This is a genomic window from Pontibacter actiniarum (assembly GCF_003585765.1).
Taxonomy (GTDB): Bacteria; Bacteroidota; Bacteroidia; order Cytophagales; family Hymenobacteraceae; genus Pontibacter; species Pontibacter actiniarum.
The window spans coordinates 4,025,198-4,044,315 of record NZ_CP021235.1 but is presented as its reverse complement, the minus strand read 5'-3'; the positions used below and the strand labels follow the sequence as shown (position 1 = coordinate 4,044,315).

Below are 19,118 nucleotides of genomic sequence, written 5' to 3'. Positions count from 1 at the left end.
GTAAAGGGGCAGGTTTTACGCTGGCCCCGCCTTCATCTGCTCCCGCTTCTTCTGTGCTGCCGCTATATCCTCCAGCTCTCCCTTGGGAATGGCATTTATAAGGGTACGAGTATACTCCTGTTGTGGGTTAAAGAACAGTTGCTCCGGCGTGCCCTGCTCTACGATTCGCCCCTGGTGCATGACCAGGATACGGTCCGACATGTGCCGGGCCACCGAAAGATCGTGGGTGATGAAGATGCAGGTGATTTGAAACTCCTGCTTGAGCTGGTTGAGCAGGTTGAGCACCTGCGCCTGCACCGACACGTCTAATGCTGACACGGCCTCGTCGCAGATGAGGCACTTTGGCTGCAGTGCCAGTGCCCGGGCAATGCAAACACGCTGCTGCTGCCCCCCCGAAAGCACATGTGGATAACAGTGGAACTGCCCCGGCGTAATCCCCACCTTTTCAAGTAGTTCCGTTGCCTTTACCCGCCGTTCTTTATCGCTGGCGTAGCGTTTATGCACACGCATAGGCTCCATAACAGCTTCGCCAACCGTGTGCATCGGGTTGAGCGAGGCCTGGGGGTCCTGGAAGATCATCTGCAGGTTACGGCGGCTCTGGCGCAGCTCTGCGGGGCTTAGCAGGGCCACGTCGTTCCCGCCAAAGATAACTTTGCCCGCCGATGGCTTTATCAAGTGCAGCAAGCTGCGGCCCAACGTGGTTTTACCACAGCCCGACTCCCCTACCAGGCCAATGGTTTCACCGGGCCATACGCTAAAGCTGACGCCATCCACCGCCTTCACATAGGCGGTGGAGCGCCCAAAAAAGCTTTTCTTAACCGGGAAGTACACTTTCAGATCCTCCACCTGCAGCAAAGGCCTGTCTGCCTTATTCGGGCTTTTACCGGCAACAGTGGCAGAGTTGCCGGTCACGGTGCCTGGCAGCGAGTCCTTCGGCATGGTTAGCGGCTTTTCAAGAACGCAGCCCTGTGCATCCTCTTCCATAAAGTCCGACACGGTTGGAAGGACGGACTGCGGTGTAGCGGAAAGCGTGGGCCGGCAGGCCAACAGGCCTTTTGTGTACGGGTGCTGCGGTTGGCTAAAGACCTCCAGCACGCTGCCCTGCTCCACGATCTTGCCCTTGTACATCACCAGAATCCGGTCTGCGATCTCGGCCACCACACCCAGGTCATGCGTGATGAAGAGCACGGCGGTATTATCCTTCACCCTTAGCTCGTCGATCAGCTGCAGCATGCGCGCCTGCACCGTCACATCCAGGGCAGTGGTGGGCTCATCGGCAATCAGAAGGCTTGGTTCACAGGCCATGGCCATGGCAATCATCACGCGCTGCACCTGCCCGCCCGAAATCTCATGTGGATAAGCCTCATAAATCTTGTCCGGCCGTGGCAGCTTTGCCTGCTCAAAAAGCGCTATTGTGTGTTCCTTGGCCTGTTTTTTAGATAAACTTGTATGCAGCAGCAACACTTCCGTCACCTGTTGTCCACAGGTGTAAACCGGGTTCAGCGATGACATCGGCTCCTGAAAAACCATGCTGATCTCGTTGCCGCGCAGCTGCAGCAGCTGCTTCTCGGGTAGCTGCAACAGGTCTACCTGCCCCAACTCCTCCGACTGGAAAACGACTTGCCCGCCGGTTATGCTTCCTGCCGCTTCAAGCAGCCGCAGCATAGAGAGGGCCGTAACAGACTTACCCGAACCGGACTCCCCGACTATAGCCACTGTTTCGCCCGGGTATATTTCAAAGGCGATGCCATCTACGGCTGTAATCTTGCCATGGTCCGTGGAGAAGGCGGTTCTTAAATCGGAGACATGAAGTATGGGCGTGGTTTTCAAAGGAAGTGCAAATGGGCTTTAGGTAAAAATAGCTTTTTGTATGCAGCTACTCAACAGCAACAGAGATCTGTTTGCCTTTAAAGCTGTAAGCATATACAATTCCGGCTCCTTCTTTTACATAAATGCCTTCTATGTAGTCTAGCGCCGGGTAATGGTCGCGGAAGAACTGGTCCTCAGGCCTGTATTGGCTGGGGGAGCTAAGGTATAGGTGATACACGTTTTCATGCTGTACGCTGTTCAGGGCCACGGCCGGCAAAAACTCCTGCTTGTAAGTATAATGGTCTAAGGTAGCGGTTGTTGCACTACTGAACAGAAACGTGCGAACTGTTTCATAGCTGCTGATGCTGGACGTACCGTTTGCTACTGGCTCAGGAAACGTGTTGGTGTAGCCAACGGTAAACTCTAACACATCCCCCACACTGCCTTTGCTGATTGTGTTATTGAAGCGGTCTGTGCTCGCGTCTTTCCTGTACGTTAGCGTAAGCCTTACCGGGTTTTGCCCGTTTACCTGGCTTAAGAACACTTTCTGCTCAGCTGTATAGTACTCTTTGCAGGAGTTAAGGTCAAACTTGCCGCTGTAGTTTATCTTCTTTACAGGGATTACCACTGTTGTACTACCTTCGGGGTTTACATAGCTCATCTTCTGATGAATAGTATCCATTGCTATGTAGTAGCTTTTACCTTGCACTGGTGGAGCAGGCAAAAAAGAGGTCAGCTCGTTGGTAAACTCCAGCTTACCCAGGTCCACATCATCGCAGCTGCACGAGTAGAGGCTCACAGACATGGCGACGGCTATCAGTTTGGTTAATTTCATTATCAGACAAGTTGAAAGTTTTTACAGCAAAAAAGCATTAAATATATCTAAATAAACGTGTATACCTGCTAATTACAGGCACTTAGTTTTATAAGAACCTATGCTTGTAACAGCTCGCTGTATAGCTTTGCCATTTAAACTAACCATGCACTCCCATGCTTCACGCTTAAGGTCTGGAACTAACCTTTTGATGTCGCAACAGTTAGTTAATTATTCAGCATTCAAAGTAGCGTAAACATCACACACATGACTAAAACTATCATTTTCGATCTTGGCGCCGTCCTGATCGACTGGAACCCGCACTACCTGTATCGTAAAATTTTCAAGGAAGAGGCTGAGATGCTATACTTCCTGGAGAACATCTGCACGCCTGAATGGAACGAGGAGCAGGACGGCGGACGCTCTTTACAGGAGGCGACAGACATACTTGTGGCGCAGTACCCGGAGCAGGAAGAGAACATTAAGGCGTTTTATGGCCGCTGGGAAGAAATGCTGGGAGGTGCCGTTGAGGGTACTGTTGAGATTTTTAAAGAGCTGAAGGAAAGCGGCAAGTATAATATTTATGCCCTTACCAACTGGTCGGCAGAGACCTGGCCGATTGCTGTGGAGCGCTTTGACTTCCTGAACTGGTTTGACGGCGTGGTGGTTTCCGGTACCGAGAAAGACCGCAAGCCATTCGACTCTTTTTACCACACGCTGCTAAAGCGCTACGATGTGCATCCGTCTGAGGCCATTTTTATTGATGACAACCTGCGCAACGTGAAAGCAGCCGAGAAGCTGGGAATAGCGTCGGTTCACTTTACTTCGCCGGAAAAATTGCGAAAGGCGCTGGAGGAGAAGAGCATTTTGTAAGCTCCGCAAAAGCAGAAGACCCGGGAGTGTGCACCTGTATTAATTTTGAATGAGTGGATGAGTGATTGAGTGAATTCTATATGATTGGCTGACGATTTTTATACTTGCACTATCCCCTATTGCCATCTTGGAAAGATCTTACTGGAGCACGATAGCCTTGGCGGCTTGCCCACAAGATCCTTACAGGATGACAAGCAGAAGCAATAGGTAAAAGATGAGCCGCATTAGAAGTAGGAAAACCAAGTATAAACTCTCACTTATTTCTAATTCAGTTATTCAAATTCACTTATTCACTTATTGCCCTGTAGCCCCAGACGCTCGCGGACCTTAGAGTACCGCGAGGCCTTAAAACAAGAGCGGCTGCCTTTGATAGGGCAGCCGCTCTTGTTTTATACTTCTTTACACTTGTATGTACTTAGATACCTTTTTCTCTTTCCATTCGTGATTGATGTGCTGGCTCTGGATGCTCTCCGAAAAAGCGCTTCTGGTTGAACAGAATCAGCAAAACACCTATAAAAATGGCCGAGTCGGCTACGTTAAAGATTGGCCACAGCGACATTGGCTTGCCGCCAAGTATAGGCACCCAGTTTGGAACGATGCCTTCCCAGATGTCTACATAAAACATATCCACTACCTGCCCGTGAAACCAAGGTGTAGAGGAGCCATAAGGTGCGTTATCAAACCAAACACCATAGAAGGTGCTATCTACCAGGTTACCGATAGCCCCGCCAAGTATAAGCGCTATGCACCAGATAAGGCCTTTCGGAGCTTTGTGGCTGGCCAGGTAATAGAGGTAATACCCGATACCGAACATAGCCACCAGGCGGAACAGCGTCAGGATCAGTTTGCCATAGTCTGAGCCTAACTCCACACCAAAGGCCATACCTGGGTTAAGGGTATAGTGCAGCTTCAGCCAATCGCCTATTAAATGGATCTCGCCGGGCATGCCCATCTCCATGTTGTAGTGCACGATCAGCTTCACAGCCTGATCCACCAGGATTACGGCTAGTGCAGCCAGGTAATATTTCAGGTATTTCATATCTGTTGGTTAAGCAGCTCTTTACAGACTTTAGATACTAGACCTTAGATTTTAGACGCTAGTATGAACTCAAAAGCTGCTGCAATATACTTCTTAAAGTATAAAAGCACCCGCAACGTGTACGGGTGCTTCTTATTTATACGGATGCTTTCTCCGTCTGTATCTGAATGTATACTTTATACTCGTCAATATCCAGCAGCGTAGCGCTCTCCAGGTTTTCGACTGTATCCAGCGATAAAGCCTGCGTTTCGGCACAGATATAGTCGCTGTAGTTCTCGATGGCCGCTGTTACTTCCGGCATACTGCGCTGTAACAGGATATGAATCTTGTCCTGCACCTCCAGGTTTGTGTCCTTGCGCAGATTCTGGATACGGTTTACAAGATCGCGGGCAATACCTTCCTGCTTCAGTTCCTCTGTCAGCGTGATATCCAGCGCTACTGTCAACTTGCCTTCGCTGGCAACCAACCAGCCCGGGATATCCTCAGAAGAAATCTCCACATCGTCCGGCGTCAGAACGGCAGTTTCCTCGTCGTTCAGCATCACCTCAAAACCACCTTCACGCTCCAGCGTGGCGATGTCGTTCTGGTCCATGCGCTGTACGGCGGCGGCTACCAACTTCATCTTCGGTCCGAATACCTGGCCCAGCTTTTTAAAGTTAGGCTTGATCTTCTTCACTAATACGCCCGACGTATCATCGATGAACTCGATCGTCTTCACATTCACCTCGCTCAGGATTAGGTCGGCTACAGCATCAATCTGAGCACGCATTCTATTGTTGAGTACCGGAATCAGGATGCGCTGTAGTGGCTGACGCACCTTGATCATCTCTTTCTTGCGCAGCGAGTGCACCAGAGAAGATACTGTTTGTGCCAGTTGCATACGCTCTTCCAGATCCATATCGATAGCACCTTCCGCAACTTCTGGGTAAAGGGCCAGGTGTACCGACTCTACCTCGTTCCTGCCGCTTACGCTGTTCAGATCCAGGAACAACTGCTCTGCGTAGAACGGAGCCACCGGAGAAGCTAGTTTAGCCACTGTTTCCAGGCAAGTATAAAGCGTCTGGTAAGCGGCCATTTTATCGGTGTTGTACTCGCCTTTCCAGAAACGCTTACGGTTCAGGCGCACGTACCAATTACTCAAGTCGTCTACCACGAAATCCTGGATGGCTCGTGCAGCACGCGTTGGGTCGTAGTCAGCATAGTAGCTATCTACATCCTGCACCAGCGTGTTCAGCTTGGAGATGATCCAGCGATCCGACTCCGTACGCTGCGCCAACGGCACATCAGCCTCTGCATAGGTAAAGTTATCGAGGTTGGCATAGAGCGCGAAGAACGAGTAGGTGTTCTGCAGTGTACCGAAGAATCGACGCTGCGTTTCTACCACGCCATCTGGGTTAAACTTCAGGTTATCCCAAGGCGGCGCATTCGCGATCATGTACCAACGCACAGCATCCGGACCATACTGGCCGATCATCTCGAACGGATCAATGGCATTGCCTAGGCGCTTACTCATCTTGTTGCCGTTCTTGTCCAGCACCAGGCCGTTCGCGATTACGTTCTTGTACGCAACGCTATCCTCCAGCATTACAGCCAGCGCATGCAGGGTAAAGAACCAGCCACGTGTCTGGTCTACACCCTCGGCAATAAAGTCCGCAGGGAAGTTCTTTTCGAAGATTTCCTTGTTCTCGATTGGGTAGTGCCACTGTGCATAAGGCATCGCACCAGAATCGAACCAAACGTCGATAAGGTCTGGTTCTCTGTACATTGCCTTACCGGACTTGCTCAACAATATAATGTTGTCCACATACGGGCGGTGCAGGTCTTTCACCTCCACATTAGCATCCATCACGCCAGCTTGCACAGCTTTAGCGATCTCTTCGTTCAGTTCTGCAATAGAGCCGATGCAGATTTCCTCCTCTCCGTCTTCTGTTCTCCAGATTGGTAGCGGCGTACCCCAGTAGCGCGAGCGCGACAGGTTCCAGTCCACCAGGTTCTCAAGCCAGTTACCGAAACGGCCTGTACCCGTAGACTCTGGTTTCCAGTTGATGGTTTTGTTCAGCTCAATCAGCCTGTCCTTAACAGCCGTGGTTTTGATGAACCAGCTATCCAGTGGGTAGTATAGCACTGGCTTGTCTGTTCTCCAGCAATGCGGATAGGTGTGCTCGTACTTCTCCACCTTAAACGCCTTGCCTTCTTCTTTCAGCTTGATGGCAATCTTAACATCTGTTGGCTTATAGTCTACCCCATTCTCGTCTTCACCGTTGTAGTTCTTCACGTACATGCCGGCAAAGTCTGTGATCTCTTTCACGAAGCGGCCTTGCCTGTCCACGATCGGGCCCAGCTTGCCGTTCTCATCCAGCACCAGCAGCGACGGAATATCATTCTGGGCCGCTACACGGGCATCGTCTGCACCAAAGGTTGGCGAGATATGCACAATACCGGTACCATCTTCTGTCGTTACGAAATCACCGATCACTACGCGGAAAGCTGGCTTCTCTGGCTGCACGTATGGCAACAACTGGTGGTATTCCACACCGTTCAGATCAGCTCCCGTAAACTCTTCCACTACCTTGAAAGGAATCAGTTTGTCGCCCGGCTTAAAATCCTCCAGTGCCAGGTCAGCAGCTTTCGGGTTGAAGTAGCGGCCTACAAGATCTTTACCCAATACCACCGAGATTGGCTCATAGGTATATGGGTTGAAAGATTTTACCTTCACATACTTGATGCCTTTGCCTACGGCTAGACCTGTATTGGCAGGCAGCGTCCAAGGCGTAGTCGTCCAGGCAAGGAAGTATACTTTCTCGTCCTCGTTCTCGAACAGGAACATATTGCGGGTGATCTTCTTCACCTCGAACTGCGCCACGATGGTCGTATCCTTCACCATTTTGTAGCAGCCTGGCTGGTTTAGCTCGTGTGAGCTAAGGCCGGTGCCGGCTGCCGGAGAGAAAGGCTGGATGGTATAACCTTTGTATAGGTAGCCTTTGTCGTACAGCCTACGCAGCAACGCCCAGCAAGATTCGATATACTCGTTCTCGAAGGTGATATACGGGTTGTTCAGGTCTACCCAGTAGCCCATCTGCTCGGTCAGCGTGTCCCACTGGTTTTTGAAACGCATTACCGTTTCGCGGCAGCGCTGGTTATACTCCTCTACCGAAATGGTTTTGCCGATATCCTCTTTCGTAATGCCCAGCTCTTTCTCTACCTGCAGCTCAATTGGAAGGCCGTGTGTATCCCAACCACCTTTACGGTTTACCTGGAATCCTTTTAGGGTCTTATAGCGGCAGAAAATATCTTTCACGGCACGGGCCATCACGTGGTGAATGCCCGGCTTACCGTTTGCTGAAGGCGGTCCTTCGTAAAACACGAACGGGGCGTTGCCCTCGCGGGTAGCCACCGATTTCTCGAAGATGTTGTTCTTCTTCCAGAACTCCAGTACATCTTCGCCTACTTTGGCGTAGTTTAGGTTTTTATACTCGTTGTACTTTACCATTTTCTGGTTCTTGTTCCTCTTGATCTAATTTCAAACGAAGCTGTGCCAAGTCTAGCTCAGCGTCGCTGTCTTCGTCGTAATATTCTTCGTAGCCCTCAATCAGGGCATCCGGTTCATGTATGTACTTGCCGCTGTCAAAACTCATCAACAACGTAGGCAAGATAATCAGGTTTGTAAACAAAGCAATCAGCAGGCTTACCGACATCAATATGCCCAGCGCCTTGGTGCCGCCAAACTCCGAAAAGGCGAAGATAACGAAACCAAAGAACAGTATCAGCGAAGTATAAATCATACTTGTGCCTGCCTCTATCAAACTGCTCGTGATGGCCTTGCTCACGTTAAAGCCGTTGGCGTGCAACTCCGATCTATACTTGGCCAGGAAGTGGATCGAATCATCTATCGCAATGCCCAGTGCTATACTAAAAATTAACGCTGTACTTGGCTTCAGCGGTATGTTGAAAAGCCCCATCAACCCACCAGCTATAATCAGCGGTATCATGTTCGGTATCAGCGATATTACGACTACCCTGACAGACTTAAACAACAGCGCGATCACAAAAGTTACCAACACGAAAGCCAATAGCAAACTAGAGCGCAGGTTGTTGATGAGGTACTGATTTCCTTTGATGAACAACAGTGTGGTGCCCGTCAGGTTTACGGTTGTTTCGGCACCGCTATCGTCGCGGGTAAAGCGCATCGTATTTCCTTCGTCTGCTACGGTCACGCCTTCGCCACCATAAATTTCGCGAAGCTGTGGCTTAATTCTTTTGTTGATGAGCGTGTCGAGCTGGCGGGAACCTACATCTGCCACTTTTAGGGAGATGCGGGCGCTCTGGCCGGTGCTGTCTACAAAGGCGCGCAGCAGTTTCTGGTTCGCGCCATCGTTCTGCTTGGCTAGGTAACTGAAGATGAAGTTACGCTCCGTATTGTCTGGCAGACGGTAAGAGCTAGGGTCGCCTTCGTAAAAAGCCTGTGTTGCTGTCTTCACCAAACCAGCCACAGAGATAGGTGCCGAAAGTATAGGCTGTGTGTGCAGGAAGCCTTCCAGCTCGGCCAGCTTGCGCAGGTTCGGCAAACGCATCACGCCTTGCTTGTTTCCTGTGTCCACGATAATCTCCAGCGGCATCACCCCGTTAAAGTGCTGCTCAAAAAAGGCAAGGTCGGCATTCACACTGCTTTCCTCCGGCAGGTCGTCCACCATGTAAGAGACCGTTTTCACTTTATAGATGCCCCAAAAGGAGAGGCCAAGTATAAGTGTGAGAAAGAAGTAGACCAGCGGACGCTTGCGGTGCACGATAAAATCGAAGAACTCCAGCAGCTTGTTCAGCGGCTTCGCATCGAGGTGGCGCAGCTGGCGCTCGGTTGGCGGCGGCAAATAAGAAAACAGCGCCGGCACCAGAATCATACTTATAATAAAGGTGACAAAGATGTTGATACCTGCCACCACACCAAACTCATACAGTATAGCGATATGCGTAAAGGTAAACACGATAAAGCCAATGGCCGTGGTAGCATTGTTCACCAGATTTACCAGACCGATTTTGCTTATTACCCTTGTTAGCGCCAGCACCTTATTACCGTGGCGGCGGTAGTCGAAGTGGTAGCGGGCCAGTAGGTAGGTGGTGTTCGGGATGCCGATGACCACGATGATAGAAGGTATTAGACCGGTGAGCAGCGATATTTTATAGCCGAACAGCGAAATGGTGCCCATCACCCATACCACCACCACACTGATGACCAGCATCGGGATAAGCACCGCATAAAACGAGCGGAAGAAGATGAAGAGTGTAACAGCTGTTACGAGCAGGGCCAGCACCAGGAACAGCTTCATTTCAGATGCTACTTTGGTCGTCATGACAGCACGCACGTAGGGCAGACCAGCGTAGTGCAGCTGTATTTTTGTGTCTTTTGTGAACTGCTCTGTCAGCGCAGCTATATTATCCATCACCTCTACACGACGGGCAGAGTTGAGGTAGGCCGGATCTACGGTGATGGCCAGCAGCGTGGCTCCTGTTTTTTGGTTGATGATTTGCCCGTTGTAGAAATTCTGGTTTTCCACTACCTGCAGCAGGCTATCGAGCCGGGGCTGGGTTTGCGGAAAAGGGGCAAAAATGTTCTGCGTGGTAAACTTGCGCTCGGCCGTGTCTTTTACGACCTGCACCAGGCTTGGCAGGGCAATTACTCCCTTTACGCCTTCTACCTTGCTCACCTGCTGTGTTAGCTCCTGCAGTTGCTTAAACTTCTCCAGCTGATAGATGCTCTTATCCTGCATCCCCACTACCAGCACATTTCCGTCTTCGCCAAAAGTTTGCTTAAAGCGGCTGAAGTACTGCATGTCGGGGTCGTCCGGACTCACCACATTGGCAAAATCGTACGACATTTCTACGTTGCGGGCATGGTACCCCATAAACGCAGTAAGCACGGCTAAGACCAACATCAGCCTTAGCCTATTCTTGATAATAAAAATGGCAATCTTATTCCACATGGTCCGGCTACAACAATTCGGCAAAGGTACGGAATTTTTGCGCACCCTACAGAGCATCAACCGTTAAACATAGACCGGGCAGAGAGAAAACCAGGCAAACCGGTGTAAGCTGATTAAAAACAAAATAGCCCCGCTTTTGGCAGGGCTGTTTCTGTGCAAATTGTATAGCTGTTGACTTAGCTTTTCTTCTTGGAACTGCTGCTGGAGTTGTTTTTAGGAACGCAATTCGGTACCTGCTTTCCATCCTTCTCCTTCATCCCTACCTGTTCATAATTTTTCCAGCAGGGGTCCTTGTCTTTGTCTTTCTTACTGTCTGACATGTCGTTTAGAATTTGGTTCATACTTATGTACGCACCTCCTCTCCTGCCAGACTTCTGGTTTGGTTAAGCCTCAATAACTCTTTGTTTAAGCTTAAAACAACAAGGTATGAGGCTATCTCGCCTGTGGAAAAATCACCTAATATTCCTGCTTATCTATATAAATTGCACCTAATTAAAGCTATTTATGAACAACAAGTGCTTGTTTAATACTTAACATAACTACTGCACTTAAAGAACTGTGTTACCTGAAATGACAAGTGTTAGACAAGAGCCTCTTCGGATTTGTAGAGAGGATGGTGATTTGAAACCTATTTAAGGTTATTATGTCCAACTGAAATCGAGCTTCAGCAAATACTTTTCACTTAAGAGAACTAATAACCCAGTAGTGTTGAAATAGCTACATTATCACGCTCTGCAACTAACTGGAAGTTAATTACTTAACACTTACAAAATAGAATATCTTCTGTAAGTATGGGATGCGTTTTCCACAGACAAAAAGAGGCAGCAAGGGTTAATTCCCTGCTGCCTCCTATATTGGCTTTAAGTATAAATATACTTAAGCTAGTTTTTCAAATACACTTTTGAAGCTAACGGCTTTGTTGATGTAGCCATGCAGCTCACTGATTGGCATACGCACCTGCTCACGTGTATCACGGTCACGAACGGTTACAGTGTTATCCTCCAGTGTCTGATGGTCTACGGCGATACAGAACGGGGTACCGATCAGGTCCTGGCGCGTGTAACGCTTGCCGATGCTGTCGCGCTCTTCGTAGATGATGTTGAAATCATACTTCAGCTCTTCGAAGATCTCCGTAGCTTTTTCTGGTAGACCATCCTTCTTCGTGATGGGAAGTATAGCGGCTTTAACCGGAGCCAGCGCTGGGTGCAGCTTCAGGAACGTACGGTGCTTGGTGCTTTCTCCTTCTGTAATTTCCTCTTCCTGGTAAGCGCTGCAAAGCACCATCAGGAATAGGCGGTCAGCACCTACAGACGTCTCAATCACGTAAGGCACATAGTTACCGTACGGCTTGCCATCCTCGTTCAGGTCGTTGTCGAAGTACTGCATTTTCTTGCGGCTCAGTTCCTGGTGCTGCGTCAGGTCAAAGTCAGTACGGGAGTGGATACCTTCTACCTCTTTAAAGCCAAATGGGAACTCAAACTCTATATCCAGGGCAGCGTTTGCATAGTGCGCCAGCTTGTCGTGGTTGTGGAAACGCAGCTTATCCGTAGGAACGCCGATTGCTTCGTGCCACTTACGGCGGGTGTCTCTCCACTGCTCATACCATTCCATCTCCGTGCCAGGGCGCACGAAGAACTGCATCTCCATCTGCTCAAACTCACGCATACGGAAGATGAACTGACGCGCCACAATCTCGTTACGGAAGGCCTTACCGATCTGTGCAATACCGAAAGGCACTTTCATACGGCCTGTTTTCTGCACGTTCAGGAAGTTCACAAAAATACCCTGGGCTGTTTCCGGACGCAGGTAAATCGTCTGGGAATCTTCTGCCACAGAACCAATTTGCGTAGAGAACATCAGGTTAAACTGGCGAACTTCTGTCCAGTTGGCAGTACCGGATATCGGGCACTTGATATCTTCACGGATGATCAGCTCACGTACGCCTTCCAGGTCTTCAGCTTCTAACAGCCTTCCCATTTCAGCAGTCAGTGCGTTTGCTCTTTCTACATCTCCCTCTTTCTCGTACTGCGCGGCTTTTTCCTCTATCAGTACATCGGCACGGTAACGCTTCTTGGAGTCTTTGTTATCGATCATCGGATCGTTGAAGCTATCCACGTGGCCTGATGCCTTCCAAACCAGTGGGTGCATAAAGATGGCTGCATCTAAACCAACTACATTCTGGTTCAGCTGCGTCATACTTTTCCACCACAGGTTCTTGATGTTATTCTTCAGTTCTACGCCCATCTGCCCGTAATCATACACGGCTTGCAGACCGTCGTAGATCTCGCTGGACGGGAATATGAAGCCATACTCCTTCGCGTGCGAGATGATATCTTTCAGTTGTGCGTTTTCTACAGGTGTTTTTTCTTGTGTCGCCATAGCGCAAAGTTACGTTTTAGCTGATGTGTTTGCCAAAGTAAAGATAGTGATTTTCGTTTCCTGTCGCCTCTGCCGCCCTACAAAGTTTGAAATCAGGCTTTTTAGGGGCCTGCGGTAACTTTGCCGCCCTGTGTTACGTCTGTTAACAATTTCTTAACACTGCCTTACCCAGCCCCTGCTTTTTTTAAAGTAACTTGCGCCGTTTTTTAATTTATTACCAATCCTTTTATAATGGGCAAAGTTAAAAAAGCCAAAAAAAATGTAGCCCCTATCCAGCCGTACAAGTTCCGGAAACGGTACAAGCAGGTTGACATCTACATTCGCAAGGAAAAGAACTTCCTCTATTTTATTGCCTTCTCGCTCATTCTTGCCGGCTTAGTGTATCCCTACGCTTCCATTGCCATGTGGGTGGGCTTTGCCTTTGCAGGCTACTCTGCCATCGCTAACGACAGTATTCAGACGATAGGTACTTTTATCGTATCCAACGAGGATAAGAAATGGTACTGGCAGTGGCTCTTTATGGGCTCTATTTTCCTGGGCACCGTTTTCTACAGCTGGTATGCCTTCGATGGCGATGTTACCTACCAACGCTTGTCCTCCAAAGGCTTCGACCAAACGATAGACAACTTTGTGTACCTGCAGTTGGCCGCGCCAATCGTGCTGCTGCTGTTAACCCGCTTCCGTATTCCGGTATCCACTACCTTCATGCTCCTGAGCGTGTTTACGGTTAGCTCCGGCGCAATCGTAAGTATGGTTAGTAAGAGTTTGATGGGTTACGTGGCCGCGTTTATAGCTGCCTTTATCATCTATCTGGCCTTGTCTAAGCTTATCAAGCGCTTTGTTAAAGGTAAGGCACACGGCTCCTGGATTGTGGCGCAATGGGTAATCAGCGGCTTCTTGTGGCATACCTGGCTTGCGCAGGACTTGGCCAACGTGGCGGTTTACCTGCCTCGCCAGCTCGGTGTGTGGGAGTTCGCTGCTTTTGCCGGCTTTATCTTCATAGGGCTTGGCTTCATGTTCTACCGACGCGGAGAGAAGATCCAGAACATCATCAACGAGAAATCTGAAGTACGCGATGTACGCAGCGCAACGATCATTGACCTAGTGTACTCCATCATCCTTTACTACTTCAAAGAGGTTAATAATGTGCCGATGAGTACCACCTGGGTGTTTGTTGGTTTGCTGGCCGGCCGTGAACTGGGAATGCGCCTGCGTGCCCACGACTCTTCTGTGAAGTTTGCCAAAACCTTTAACCTGATCGGAAAAGACGTTCTGTCGGTTACCATCGGCCTGGTGATTTCAATTATTCTTGCCGTGTCCATCAACCCGGTTATCCAGGAAGAGCTAATGAACTTCTTCTTTAAGTAAGATCCCCTTCCTTTAATTTTCCAAAGCCCGGCACCTGTGCCGGGCTTTTTTGCTTTTATCAGACCTGTATCCCGCTTACACAGCAGATGCAGCAACCTTTGGTTCTGTTGCTCACAAGGCGTTCTTTGGCGAGCGTACACAAAAAAGCCCCGGCCTATGTATAGGCCGGGGCTTCTCTTTTATAAATGCTTTCTTGCTTATTTCTCTGGCCAAACAACTTCCAGGTCATCGTTGATGAACACACCGAAGTTGATCGCAATCAGCTGGTCTTCGTCGAAGTACAGGTCGATCATTTCCTTTTCAAAAGAAATGCGGGTCTCGCCTGTCTCAGCCTCTTCCTCTTCCGGGTTGGTGATGTTGTTGTCGGCGAAGAGCTGCAGAACCTGCTCTCTGCTCATTTCAAACACACGCTCTCCCCAAATCTGAACCTCACGGTTGGCTGTTTCGATGCAGCTCAGGCGGTAGTCGTCCTCTTTATCGAAGTATAGCGAGTAGCCTTCTTCCCAGTAGTTCCAGGCCTGATGCTCAAACTCGTCCTCCTCATCAGATTCCTCTACTTCTTCAGGTTCTCCTAACAATTCTTCTACTTCGTCCATTGTCAGGCCAAACTTGATCTTGCCAAGCCCCTTGCCTAACCTGATGTCTTTGTTGATCATGATCTATCTTGTGGTTTTTATGTGCAAAGATACGCGAATTCCCTTTTCTTAGGTTTAACTTTTTATTCAGTTTCTTCGCTTTCCTCCTGCTCTTTTAGCTTCTTTTTCTGCCTTTGTGCCAGTGCTTTCTCGTCTTAACCGCGCTCGCCTTTACTTGCCTGAACTTTCTCACCGGAACCTTTCCCTGCAACAGCGTGGGGCTTTATACATCCTCCCCCTCGTTGCCCGAATAAGAAGCCGGTTTGATCGGTACGTTCTGGTACACCGGGTACTGCTCCGGATAGATTACGATAAAGCTGTTGTTTTTATAGTTTCTCGATAGCACGCGCGGCACATAGTCCATGTTGCTGTTATAGGAAACGGTTCGTTTTCGGGCCGATATCACAATCACCATATCATCGTTCTGCAGGTCAGATTTGGTGGTGGCGAACTCGTTCAGGTTGTTGTAGGGGGCGTACTCTGCCTCTACCGTTGGCTTTGAGTCAGCGATCACGCTTTTAAGCTTGTTTAGCGTACGCCTGCGGCCACGGAACACAATGGGCGCCCCCAGCTGTGTCGACAGTAGCTTCACGCTCCTGATCCAGCGCATAAAGCCTCTCTCCAGCTCGGCGTTTGTTGGCACCACCACTATCAACCGGCCCGTGGTGTTCAGTGGTTGGATGATCTTGCACACCAGGATCATTTGCTCTGTATTGTCCAGCAGGTTATCCAGCACAGTCCCGAAGATGCGGTCTCGTGTGGTGATCTTCGCGTTCCAGCCCAGCACCACTTCCGTAATCATCAGCTCCTTTATGGCGCGCAGTATACCGCTGGATACATTCACATCGATCTTACTCACCAGGTTCACATCGTTGTCCGATGCGGAGGCATGCTTTATCGCCTCCTGCAGCATCTTATTCTTCTTGTAGATTTCCTCTTCGGCGTGTTCGTTGTCTATCACCACTGCCAGCGGATAGATAGGCTCTCTGTGGCTGGGGTTCTTCAGCATCACCGACAGGTCGATCAGGCTTTCTATCGTCTGTGGGTTACCGATAGGCACCAGTATCCTGTCCGGCTTCTCGCTGATGTCCGGCTTTCTCCTGCTTTCCAGAATGGCCAGCTTCCGCCCCACTTTCTCCGTCGAGAAGGAGCTCACCATACTTGACACCAGGATCAGCACAACCGCTCCGTTCAGCGCACTCTCTCCCAACAACCCAATATCAAAGCCCGCCAGCACTACCGCCAGCGTTGCCGCCGCGTGGGCGCTGCTCAACCCGAAGATCAGGTTCCGCTGCAGTACGCTAAACTTAAACAGCTTTTGCGTAACATAGGCCGCCGCATACTTTGCCAACGGAGCCAGTATAATAATAGTGACGGCTATGAGAATAGCATTGGTGTCGGTAAACAGCACTTTGAGATCCACCAGCATGCCGGTGCTGATCAGGAAGAAGGGGATGAAGATGTTGTTGCCTACGAACTCGACCCTGTTCATCAACGCCGAGGCGTGCGGGATCAGCGGGTTTAGGGCCAGCCCTGCCAGGAAGGCTCCGATGATCGCCTCCATTCCTGCCACCTCCGAGAGGAACGCTGCCGCAAACACCACCGTCAGTACAAATATATACTGGGCCCCTTTCTCGCTCTCCAGTTGCTTGAACATGTACTTGGCGATCTTCGGGAACAGCCACAGTACCACGGCCACGAATATAGCCATCTGGGCCACCATCCACACCCAGAATCCTACACTTGTACTGCCGTGCGTGGAGTTAATGATGACCGCCAGCACGAACAGCACAGCGGTGTCTGTTATAAGCGTACCTCCTATGGTTAGTGTTACCGCTTCGTTTTTGCTCAGGCCCAGCCTGCTAATGATGGGGTACGCCAGGAGGGTGTGCGGGGCGAACATGCTGGCCAGTAGTATAGCTGGTTTTATGTCATAGCCGTGGAGGTACAGGAACGTCAGCGTTCCGATTACCATCGGGATCATAAACGTGAGCGTTCCGAACACCAAACTTCGGACCTTGTACTTCTTGAAATCGATCATGTCAATCTCAAGGCCTGCCTGGAACATGATGTAGAGCAGGCCCACTGTTCCGAACAGCTCTATACTTGCATCACGCGATAGTATATGGAACCCGTTTGGGCCCAGGATTACCCCGGCCACGATCAGCCCGACTATGCCCGGGATTCGGAACCGCCCCAGAATGATTGGCACCACCAGTATGATCAGAAGCACCAGCGTAAAAATTACCACCGGCTCCTCCAGCGGAAGCGATAAATGTACCTTATTCAGCATGCTTCTTTTTTCTTGTGTTCTGCTTTCTTCAGCTTAAAGATATAGATTTTCTTTTTGTATACCCTTCTTGTGTAAGTGCGGGATTCCATTTCACAAGCCCCTTTACGCACCTTTCCACACATTTCGATACCTAATAATTTTTTTAGCTTAATTTTTTAAAGAGATTCTTCTTTTGTTTCTAGGGCTGTTCATAAGTTGAAAACTTTACGCAGGTTTGTGTAGTGCTTATAACTTGTTTACTCCCGGATAGTTTTTCACCACATCCTGTTGCTGACTGTGCATATCATTTCTTTTTGTCTCAGCTTCTTAGCCATCTTTTCCACTTTTTGCCCTTTTATGTGTATTTCTTTATACACAGAACACAAGAACGTGGAAAACAGCTTTGTGTAGGGGAAATTATACACCGGTATCCACTTTTTACCCTCTGTGTAAGTCCTTTTTCGGTGTGTAATTTATGGGTGTGTAAGTTATCCTGATTGTTACCCACCCTTTTCCACACAGTTAACCACAGCTTTGTGGATTATCAAAAAACTTTACCCGGCGGTTGTTTTACCGACTCAGATCTGCTTCTTTTTTGCCCTTCTCTCCTATTACACATGTATACCGGTAAAAGGTTACTGTTACCTCCGCCCTCCATTTTACATGTGCAGTTGGCCAGCTAAGAGAGGGTGGCGCTGGTCCTGTGTTTGAATTTTCTTTCAGCCGCGCCTACAGTTTTTGTTAGCACTGCTCCTCTCAAAGGAAACGCTTTGTCTCTCATTCGACTTCTTTTTCCTGTGTTTCCCGTTCAGCGTGTGTGGCGGCGGCAGGTTCTGAAGCTTGTGCTGGCTCAGTACTTTTCCTTTCGTGTTAAACTTTTATGTTAAATGGATTTGATGCTGATTTTGTCTGTGCCTTCATCTAAGTGTTAGAATTATGGTGTGGCTGAAGCGCCGTTTATAGCGGTAACTGAAGTATGAAATCTGACTGGTGAAGTGCTGTGGTCGACTAACGACAGGAGTAAGGCTGAATTTGCGGCCACTGCTGTTTCGATTTTCTGTCCTTCCCACGGATCTTGAGATCATCATCCTTTTTGATTTTCTGTGCAGCTGCTTTCTCGTTGCCATACACGTTCGAAAGCAGTAGCCATACTTATTGACTTTTGTCTGCAGCCCTTTTCGCTGCACAGGTAGAGCCGGCCTGGCGAGCGAAGCTACTTCGGGAGTTTTCCAGTTTGGGTTCAGAAATTTCTGCTGCTGCGTTTGCTGAAGTTTGTGGCGGAGCCAATATTTTATGAAGGGTAGAGGCTAACTTCTCTTACTGGCGGCACAGGTCTTGTTGCTTGCTTAGTCTGCTATGTTTTCCAGCTTTTGATGATTCTAGGCTGTGTCCGAAGAGCGGAGGTTTATTAAGTATGCTGTGGTTGTAACATGGGGAAGTAAGGTAGCAGATGTGTTACGGCAGGTAGGTGCTAAGGCAACGGCATTGGGAGCTGGTTGATGTTGAGTTGCTGCAGCCAATGATCAGGGAAGACGGAAAAGGCAGGCCCAGCCGGAAAGATAGGTAGGTGCTCAACAGCATCTTCTAAATCCTTTGTTCTGGTAGTTCCTGGTGAGTCTTGCCGAGAAGTTCGGCCCTTGGCAGACAGTGTACGCCCGGCTCAGGAGTGACGGCGGCAGGGAGTCTTTGAGCGGGTATTTGCTAAACTAAGGTTGCGCCTGCAGCGTGTAGTTACCCGGACTTGACGCTTAGTTTCTTGCCGCCACCATCAATAAGTCGCTCTCAGCCGTGGCAAAAAAAGATCAGCCCGAGACTTGGCCGAGGCATTTTCTTCACTGCAGCGACTTTCCCTACAGGTGCTCCTGCCGGCTAGCCATGCCGGCAAGTCACAGTAGCTGTTCTGGCTTTTTGAACTTGTGGAGAAACTATCCTAGGTGGCCGACAGTTTGGCCGT

General features: G+C 49.5%; 11 protein-coding genes. 2 read left to right on the top strand and 9 right to left on the bottom strand.

Annotated features, from left to right (window positions below; genetic code table 11):
- Positions 1 to 15: 15 nt before the first annotated feature.
- Both CA264_RS17395 and CA264_RS17390 read right to left on the bottom strand, forming a co-directional pair.
- Positions 16 to 1,830, bottom strand: coding sequence for an ABC transporter ATP-binding protein (locus tag CA264_RS17395; protein ID WP_025608670.1), 1,815 nt, complete (start codon positions 1,828 to 1,830; stop codon positions 16 to 18).
- Between the two features lie 46 nt (positions 1,831 to 1,876).
- Positions 1,877 to 2,644 carry a hypothetical protein gene (locus CA264_RS17390; protein WP_025608669.1) on the bottom strand — a complete coding sequence of 256 codons (768 nt, stop codon included), beginning with the start codon at positions 2,642 to 2,644 and terminating at the stop codon, positions 1,877 to 1,879.
- Positions 2,645 to 2,890: 246 nt separating this feature from the next.
- Here CA264_RS17390 and CA264_RS17385 point away from each other — a divergent pair, with 246 nt between their 5' ends.
- On the top strand, positions 2,891 to 3,496 hold the full coding sequence (locus CA264_RS17385; RefSeq protein WP_025608668.1) for an HAD family hydrolase: 606 nt from the start codon (positions 2,891 to 2,893) through the stop codon (positions 3,494 to 3,496).
- 415 nt (positions 3,497 to 3,911) lie between these two features.
- On the opposite strand, the gene CA264_RS17380 is transcribed toward CA264_RS17385, so the two are convergent.
- The 5 genes from CA264_RS17380 to CA264_RS17365 all read right to left on the bottom strand — a co-directional run bounded on the left by CA264_RS17380 (position 3,912) and on the right by CA264_RS17365 (position 12,889).
- On the bottom strand, positions 3,912 to 4,535 hold the full coding sequence (locus tag CA264_RS17380) for a lipoprotein signal peptidase (protein WP_025608667.1): 624 nt from the start codon (positions 4,533 to 4,535) through the stop codon (positions 3,912 to 3,914).
- Positions 4,536 to 4,671: 136 nt separating this feature from the next.
- Positions 4,672 to 8,025 carry an isoleucine--tRNA ligase gene (gene ileS / locus CA264_RS17375; protein ID WP_025608666.1) on the bottom strand — a complete coding sequence of 1,118 codons (3,354 nt, stop codon included), beginning with the start codon at positions 8,023 to 8,025 and terminating at the stop codon, positions 4,672 to 4,674.
- Positions 8,003 to 10,510, bottom strand: coding sequence for an efflux RND transporter permease subunit (locus tag CA264_RS17370; RefSeq protein WP_025608665.1), 2,508 nt, complete (start codon positions 10,508 to 10,510; stop codon positions 8,003 to 8,005). Before CA264_RS17370 ends, ileS begins: the two co-directional genes overlap by 23 nt.
- A 176-nt stretch (positions 10,511 to 10,686) precedes the next feature.
- Positions 10,687 to 10,851, bottom strand: a complete 165-nt coding sequence (locus CA264_RS21935) for a hypothetical protein (protein ID WP_157593734.1) — start codon at positions 10,849 to 10,851, stop codon at positions 10,687 to 10,689.
- A 535-nt stretch (positions 10,852 to 11,386) separates the two neighbouring features.
- Positions 11,387 to 12,889, bottom strand: a complete 1,503-nt coding sequence (locus tag CA264_RS17365) for a glycine--tRNA ligase (protein WP_025608664.1) — start codon at positions 12,887 to 12,889, stop codon at positions 11,387 to 11,389.
- Between the two features lie 231 nt (positions 12,890 to 13,120).
- On the opposite strand from CA264_RS17365, the gene CA264_RS17360 reads away from it, so the two are divergent.
- Positions 13,121 to 14,257, top strand: a complete 1,137-nt coding sequence (locus tag CA264_RS17360) for a hypothetical protein (RefSeq protein ID WP_025608663.1) — start codon at positions 13,121 to 13,123, stop codon at positions 14,255 to 14,257.
- A 197-nt stretch (positions 14,258 to 14,454) separates the two neighbouring features.
- On the opposite strand, the gene CA264_RS17355 is transcribed toward CA264_RS17360, so the two are convergent.
- Both CA264_RS17355 and CA264_RS17350 read right to left on the bottom strand, forming a co-directional pair.
- Entirely contained in the window at positions 14,455 to 14,913 is a 459-nt protein-coding gene (locus CA264_RS17355; RefSeq protein WP_025608662.1) for a hypothetical protein, read from the bottom strand.
- Between the two features lie 202 nt (positions 14,914 to 15,115).
- Positions 15,116 to 17,185, bottom strand: coding sequence for a cation:proton antiporter (locus CA264_RS17350; protein WP_025608661.1), 2,070 nt, complete (start codon positions 17,183 to 17,185; stop codon positions 15,116 to 15,118).
- Positions 17,186 to 19,118: the final 1,933 nt, after the last annotated feature.

What these genes read in the sequence shown, in the direction of transcription:
- CA264_RS17390 (WP_025608669.1), bottom strand. Translation starts at nt 2,644, where the DNA reads ATGAAATTAACCAAACTGATAGCCGTCGCCATGTCTGTGAGCCTCTAC.
- CA264_RS17385 (WP_025608668.1), top strand. Translation starts at nt 2,891, where the DNA reads ATGACTAAAACTATCATTTTCGATCTTGGCGCCGTCCTGATCGACTGG.
- CA264_RS17380 (WP_025608667.1), bottom strand. Translation starts at nt 4,535, where the DNA reads ATGAAATACCTGAAATATTACCTGGCTGCACTAGCCGTAATCCTGGTG.
- ileS (WP_025608666.1), bottom strand. Translation starts at nt 8,025, where the DNA reads ATGGTAAAGTACAACGAGTATAAAAACCTAAACTACGCCAAAGTAGGC.
- CA264_RS17370 (WP_025608665.1), bottom strand. Translation starts at nt 10,510, where the DNA reads ATGTGGAATAAGATTGCCATTTTTATTATCAAGAATAGGCTAAGGCTG.
- CA264_RS21935 (WP_157593734.1), bottom strand. Translation starts at nt 10,851, where the DNA reads ATGAACCAAATTCTAAACGACATGTCAGACAGTAAGAAAGACAAAGAC.
- CA264_RS17365 (WP_025608664.1), bottom strand. Translation starts at nt 12,889, where the DNA reads ATGGCGACACAAGAAAAAACACCTGTAGAAAACGCACAACTGAAAGAT.
- CA264_RS17360 (WP_025608663.1), top strand. Translation starts at nt 13,121, where the DNA reads ATGGGCAAAGTTAAAAAAGCCAAAAAAAATGTAGCCCCTATCCAGCCG.
- CA264_RS17355 (WP_025608662.1), bottom strand. Translation starts at nt 14,913, where the DNA reads ATGATCAACAAAGACATCAGGTTAGGCAAGGGGCTTGGCAAGATCAAG.
- CA264_RS17350 (WP_025608661.1), bottom strand. Translation starts at nt 17,185, where the DNA reads ATGCTGAATAAGGTACATTTATCGCTTCCGCTGGAGGAGCCGGTGGTA.